This is a genomic window from Aminiphilus circumscriptus DSM 16581, assembly GCF_000526375.1.
GTDB lineage: Bacteria > Synergistota > Synergistia > Synergistales > Aminiphilaceae > Aminiphilus > Aminiphilus circumscriptus.
In genome coordinates this window covers 1,352,620-1,358,858 of the sequence record NZ_JAFY01000002.1, presented here as the reverse complement: position 1 = coordinate 1,358,858, position 6,239 = coordinate 1,352,620, and the positions used below count along the sequence as shown (strand labels likewise).

At 50.3% G+C, this 6,239-nt stretch carries 6 protein-coding genes and 3 pseudogenes; 3 read left to right on the top strand and 6 right to left on the bottom strand.

Annotated features, from left to right (window positions below; all coding sequences use genetic code 11):
• The 3 genes from K349_RS0107005 to K349_RS19105 all read right to left on the bottom strand — a co-directional run.
• The coding region (locus K349_RS0107005) for an oligosaccharide flippase family protein (protein ID WP_026369099.1) at positions 1–717 on the bottom strand (717 nt) is incomplete at its 3' end.
• Entirely contained in the window at positions 717–2,039 is a 1,323-nt protein-coding gene (locus tag K349_RS0107000) for a glycosyltransferase family protein (protein ID WP_026369098.1), read from the bottom strand. The genes K349_RS0107000 and K349_RS0107005, both read right to left, overlap by 1 nt.
• Entirely contained in the window at positions 2,036–2,173 is a 138-nt protein-coding gene (locus K349_RS19105) for a hypothetical protein (RefSeq protein WP_338022304.1), read from the bottom strand. The genes K349_RS0107000 and K349_RS19105 overlap by 4 nt, the downstream gene beginning before the upstream one ends.
• An 89-nt stretch (positions 2,174–2,262) precedes the next feature.
• Between K349_RS19105 and K349_RS0106990 the strand changes: the two genes are divergently transcribed.
• The 3 genes and pseudogenes from K349_RS0106990 to K349_RS19655 all read left to right on the top strand — a co-directional run.
• Complete coding sequence (locus K349_RS0106990) at positions 2,263–2,541, top strand: transposase (protein ID WP_026369097.1); 279 nt, start codon at positions 2,263–2,265, stop codon at positions 2,539–2,541.
• Between the two features lie 105 nt (positions 2,542–2,646).
• Positions 2,647–3,486, top strand: a pseudogene (locus K349_RS20230) (IS5 family transposase).
• 133 nt (positions 3,487–3,619) lie between these two features.
• Positions 3,620–4,162: pseudogene (locus K349_RS19655) on the top strand (IS3 family transposase); the annotation flags it as partial.
• Here the strand turns inward: K349_RS19655 and K349_RS19970 are convergent.
• The 3 genes and pseudogenes from K349_RS19970 to K349_RS0106975 form a co-directional block, all read right to left on the bottom strand.
• A complete protein-coding gene (locus K349_RS19970) occupies positions 4,082–4,288 on the bottom strand; it encodes a Gfo/Idh/MocA family protein (protein ID WP_338022307.1) in 207 nt (68 codons plus the stop codon). The pseudogene K349_RS19655 and the gene K349_RS19970 sit on opposite strands and share 81 nt — an antisense overlap.
• 138 nt (positions 4,289–4,426) lie before the next feature.
• Positions 4,427–4,815 (bottom strand): annotated as a pseudogene (locus tag K349_RS19965) (Gfo/Idh/MocA family protein); the annotation flags it as partial.
• Positions 4,816–5,171: 356 nt separating this feature from the next.
• A complete protein-coding gene (locus tag K349_RS0106975; protein WP_211240334.1) occupies positions 5,172–6,194 on the bottom strand; it encodes a class I SAM-dependent methyltransferase in 1,023 nt (340 codons plus the stop codon).
• Positions 6,195–6,239 lie beyond the last annotated feature (45 nt).

Here is a 6,239-nt window from a genome sequence, read left to right as displayed (position 1 = left end):
CCTATCTATTGAACCAAAAAGCCAGTACGCCAGCCCAGCAAAAATAAAAGGATAGCCAAACACAATCAATTGTCTCCCCCAGCTCAGATCGAACCGTAATGTAATATCCGTCCGTATCAACCACAGACCAAAAGGGAGGACAGCGCACGCCACAATCATCTGAACGAAGAGAAGTCCGTCCACGCCCTTGCCAAGCCAGACAACAGCGATAAGCCCCAGAGCAAGCCCCAGCACTCTATGCAGAAAGGAGAGGAGCAGGAACCTGAATGGTGCAAAATGGAGCCTGAGTACATCCAGTATATACTGCAGCAACTGCGCGAACACCATCAACCCAATCGCAGAAACAAAAGCGACGGTAGTCATTGGGAGATTCGCCTCATGTACCCATTCGGAAAAAAAGGGAGTAACGCAAACAAGAGCAAAACTACCTGCAAGGAAACCAAAGAACAGCAAAACGACAAGGCCGGAAGAAACAACAACGGGGCGATCTTGAGAAGCGGTCTCCTTGTCCCAATAGAAACGCTGCACGGCGTTATTTAAACCACAATTCACAAAAAGCCCAAAGAGTGCTGTTGCAGTTCCCAATAGTTCCAATGCACCAAAGACTTTCGGCGAAAGAGCCGCCGCAATGATTGGAAACGAGACAAAAGCAACCAGTCTGAGGACGAGGTCGCCACCCCCGTAAATGAACGTGTCTTTCATCAAACTTCTGAACATTAATCCACAATCCTGTTGTTAACCAACGGATGCTTCACCTTTGGCCTACGCTTGCAATACTCGCTTGTGCGAGGATTGTAAAGATTGAGCAGCGTGTGCGCATCCATTCGGCCGTATAGATGTTCGATCACCGCGCTGAACATATGCTGTGCAAAGTCAAGTCCATGATATTTCTCCACATATTCACGTCCTGCTCTACCGAGTTGATGACGAAGCTCCGGGCGCGTCACCAGTTTCCGCAACACATCCGTAAGCGTCTCCGGGCTCGCGGAAACGATAGGGCACTCCAAGAAATACGACCAGCGACGGAAGGGGCGGAACAGCGCGTCGTCTTCGAGGTTGGAAATGACAGGCAAACTGCAGGCCATACCCTCAATTGCGTTGAGCGCGTAGGCTGTGGCAATTATTTGCTCAATTAAAATATCTGCTTTTTGAGTGAGTATTTCTCGGACTTCATCGTTCTGCTTTTTTTCAATTAACAAAAACTCTATATTTAACCCTTCAGATTTTAGTTGTTCAATAGAATCAATAATAAATTCCGTTCCCTTAAAACCTCTATGATTAGGTGCATGAACAATAACGACCGATCCATTATGGCCATTGGCAGTGCTTTTTTTTGTTGAACTTGTCCACAATGAAAGATCAAGAGCGAATATGTTGGGAACAAGGATATCCCACCTCCCAAACCCATCTGGCCCCATAAAGTGTGGTATAACAACATCTGCATTTCTACACCAATATTCGACACGTGTAGCAATCCACTCCTGTTTGCGAGCAGCCTGAGGATAGGATATCATCAATGCATGAATCGTGTCCAAAGAACGTATTCGGCGATATACATAAGAGTCCGAGCCATAAGGCAATAAAACAATTTTCTTACCTGCAATCTTCAATAAAATATTCTCGAGCCACCAGTATGGAGTGCCCCCAAGAAAAAAACCATCTGACGAAATAAAATAAATATTATATTTAAACATAGATTCAAAAAATGCAAAAAGTATTTTTACAAAATTTGGAGTATATTTTCCATATCTTTCTTGAAGAATTAGGTCCCAGTCAGACCTTTTGTTTATCGTAGAATAGAAACCATTGGTAAATGTGTGCGACTGGTAGCCCATTATCGACATGGCCTTTGACCAATATGCATTACTGATTATAGGAGTAACACCCCATACTAAACTGGGAGATTTTGTCGATGCTGGCAAAAAGTATCGCGCAAACAAAGCAAGCAACATCCCCAGAAAGAAAAAGATAGGAAAGCAAAGAAAAGCCAATGTTTTGAGTAGAAACTTCTTGAAAAAGTAGAGCATCTCTTTCTTCACACTCCTTCTCCGAGAATCGTGAGACTCCCCTCCAGGTTCTTCGGGTACGCCAAGGTCGTCACATTGATGCTGCCCAAGGCTCCACTGCGAAAGCGGAGGTTCACCACGATGCTATCCTCCGCCTCGATTGACATGCTCCCCTAAAATAGGACCACTGGAAGATGAGGTACGTTGAAAATATCGGACACCAAAGTTACTATCCAACCAAAACGGAGGTGTCTGAATGGCAAAGAACGCAACGAACGGTCGCTATTCGAAAGAATTTCGGCATGAAGCCGTCAACATGATCATTGAAGGCGGCTTGACAGCATATGAAGCATCGCGTCAACTCTCCCTGCCCAAGTCGACCCTGGAAAACTGGGTGAGAGCGTACAAGGCCGGAAAACTTTCCGATATTGGCGGCGAGCGGCGGCCTCTCACTCAGGTTGAGGAGGAGCTTGAGCGCGTCAAACGAGAGCTTGCTCAAGTAAAACAGGAGCGCGATATCTTAAGGAATCTCTGAGAAACTCCGCGCGGATGTCGCCGTTTTTTCCTTGAGACCGTAAAATGAATCCCAAAGCCACCATGTTCCTCCGGTGCGACCTTCTTTCCAGGGGGCTGAGGTACGATGAAGCGACAGAAAACTTTCGCGAGCGCCATTTCGTTCGAGAAATACCGAAAACCCACAAAACGGGAACTCTTTCTCGCCGAAATGGAACAGATAGTCCCTTGGAAAGAGCTTTGCGCTCTTCTCGAACCCTTCTATCCGAAAGAGGGAAAGGGACGTCCTCCCATAGGGCTGAAGAGAATGCTCCGGATCCACTTTCTCCAGAACTGGTTCAACCTCAGCGATCCCGGTGTAGAAGAAGCCCTCTATGACGTGGAGTCCATGCGGCGCTTCGCCCATCGTGGATGCCACGATCATCCATGCTCCTTCATCGACGAAAAACCGGGAGAAGAAACGCGACCCGGAGATGCATTCCACGAAGAAGGGCAACCAGTACTACTTCGGTATGAAAGTCCATGTCGGTGTGGACAAGGAAAGCAAACAGGTCCACAGCCTCGTCACCAAGGGGCGAACGTGCACGACTCCACCCGAATCGGTGAACTCCTGCACGGAGAAGAAAAAGAAGTCCGGGGAGATTCGGCCTACATGGGCAAAACCGAAGAGATCCGGACGAAAGCCCCGCGCGCCGTGGATTATACCCAAAAAAGAGCCACGAAGCACAAAAAGCTCACCGAAGAAGAGAAAGAGCAAAACCGTCTTCTTTCAAAAGTCCGTTCGCGGGTTGAACATGTCTTCCACGTCGTCAAATGCGTCTTCGGATTCACCAAAGTGCGCTATAAAGGTCTCGCCAAAAATACCGGTGTCGTGTACGTGCTCTTCGCTCTGTGCAATCTCTACATGGCGAGAGGTTTTCTCCTGTCCACAGGGGGTAGTGTCTCTAAAAATCGCTACCGGGGTTAAAAAGGGTCGGGAGACGGAGATAATTCCTCACATTCCGCTGCCAGAGGTGCGGGAAACGTGGTCTTTACGGGGCATTTCCTCTTTTCCTCCCGCTGTGAACATTTTTCGAGAAGCTTGTTCAGGGTTTCCTTAAAAAAGCCGCCGCGTACTTTGCCCGGGAGTCGCTGTCCGGTACGCGGTAATCAGGCGGTTTCGATCGAAGTATCCGGTTCCTCGGCTATGCCGGGTTCTGGAGGTTTCAACCAGTGGCTACTACGCCTGGCTGAAACGACCGGATTCTCCCCGGAATCAAGAGGAAAAACGGCTCGAACTCGAAATCATAGCGGCTCATAAAAGAACGGAAGAAACCTACGGTCCGGAACGTCTGCAGAAAGAGCTTGCCTGCCACGGCGTTCACATTGGAGTTCACCGGATCAAACGGATTCGCAGGAAACTGGGGCTTCGCTGCAAACAGGTCAAAAAGTTCAAGGCAACCACAAACGCAAACCACAAGCTGCCGGTTGCCACAAATCTTTTAGAACAAAACTTTGTCACGGAGGCCCCGAATCAAGTCTGGGTAACGGATATCACTTACATCCCCACAGCCGAGGGCTGGTTATATCTTGCCGGTCACAAGGATCTTTTTACCGGAGAGGCTGTAGGCCTGAACGCTCTCCACCGCACCACCCATCCATTGCACGAGATCCACATAGTGAGCCGCCTGATTGCACAGACATCCTCCGTCGTATTCCCAGGTTCCCCACCATCGGGCCGCATCATAATACTCCTGGGGACGCGCCCAAAGCACACTGGAAAGAACCATGTTGATTCTTCCGAAACGCCCCATCTCCAAAGCCTGTCGTGCCAATCGAACAGTCCAGTTGAAACGGTTCTGCTTCACCACGAAGAGATGAACCCCCGCGGCATCGCAGGCCCTTATCACCTCATTCACATCACCGAGACGGATTCCCAAAGGTTTCTCCGAGAGGACATGTCTGCCGTATTTCGCGGCAAGCGCCGCTTGCGCAGGATGGAGTCCCGAAGGCGTGCAGAGGGACACCACATCACATTGCGTCTCCAGAAGCATTTTTCATAGTCCGTATATGCCGAACAACCTGTTTTCGAGGCAAGCGCCTCCGCCCGGGCAGGAACCACATCGCAACAGGCCACAAGCTCGACGTTGGTCAAGCCCGACAGCCCCTCTACATGATTCTTGCTGATCCTTCCACACCCAACAAGGCAACTCTGACCATGGTTTCGTCCTCCTACTCCCCTTGGGTTTTTCTGAAAACCGAGACACCGCTTCGAACCCTTGTCACCAGAAAACGAAGCACTTCCAGAGGCCGCCACTGTTCCGACAATATTTTGCACAACCCTCTGGCGTCACTGTAAAAGAGATGCAACGCAAGGCTTGCCATCCCTGCAACACACGGAAGCAGCTCGGAGCGAAGCCCCCACACGAAGAGAGGCATTCCCCACGCCAGGGCGAGCAAGGTCTGCACTCCTAAAAAGCGTCGCATAGCTCTGTTTAAACCGGATGGAAGAACGTACCAATGGAAAAGTAACACTGACCAGCCCCCCTGGACGAGCTGGGAGCGGAAAGTGCATCGACGTATCGGGACAGAAAGACCACGTCGATCACCCAACACGCGCAAGGAGCGACTTCCTGTCAAGCAAAGAAGGTGCTCCTTTCTGCCGGAGACGCATTACACCTTCTCCGCCACGACCGTAATGCCCGCATCCTCCACGTCCATTTTTCGGATACGCAACTCCGCCTCCGCGCACCATCGCGTCACTTCCTCCGGAGTTTGCCTCCAACAGTTGGACGGACGATACCAGTCGAAATTCACATGGTTCATTTCTTCGTCCGTCCAGTCGGGACGATAATAGGCTTTCATCACGTACCAATAAAAAAGCCTCTGGATATCGATCCTTCCTTTGGGAATCCCCAGAAAGGGAACGGCCTCGGGCACATCCACTTCAACCTGCAGTCTTCCGAGTGCCGCACCGAGACGGGTAAGCGGCATCAAGGCATCCCAAGCTTCCTGGTCGCTCATGGACCGGATGTGGTTTCTGACATAATCGTCCACGAATTCCCGAACAGGCCCCTTTTTATTGTAAACATAAAAAAGGAACATCCCTCCTCGTCGAAGCAGTCCGGCGAGATAGGACACGGCATTCTCCGTTGAATTCGTGTGGTGAAGAACACCTTCGGAAAAAATCACATCGAATACCGGGCCGCGAAAGGGGAGGTTCGTCAGGTCCGCCTGCAGAAATTCCGCCGGAAGGCCTCTCTCTGCAAAACGCTGTTTGGCGACATCAACGGCATTGGAGATGTCCACGCCAAGGTAGCGCACGGAAGCAAGGTGGTCTCCAAAGAGCAGCAGAGAGGAAAAACCGGAACCGCACCCGGCATCGAGGAAGTTTTTACGGCCATGAAGCAGCGAAGCTATTTCCGACGATTCTCCTCCGAAATAGCGCTTCAGGAGCCACTCCTGACATGCCTGCTTCACAGAAGGCGATTCGTAGGTGTCCCTCTTCTTCCACTTGAAACCGAACGCTTCCTTTGTCTGTTCCTGCTTCTCGGAATACAGCCTTTCCTGCCGAAGAATTCCTTCGGAGAACGTGTAGGTTGTGCCACCGATGATCGCTCTCATTCCTTCAAACAAGGATTCTGTCCCGTTGTCTCTCGTTTCCGCATTGGAAAGAATACGTTCCGTCCAGTACATCTATCCCACCTCCAAACGACGCAACGCCGTCTCAATTTCTGTTAA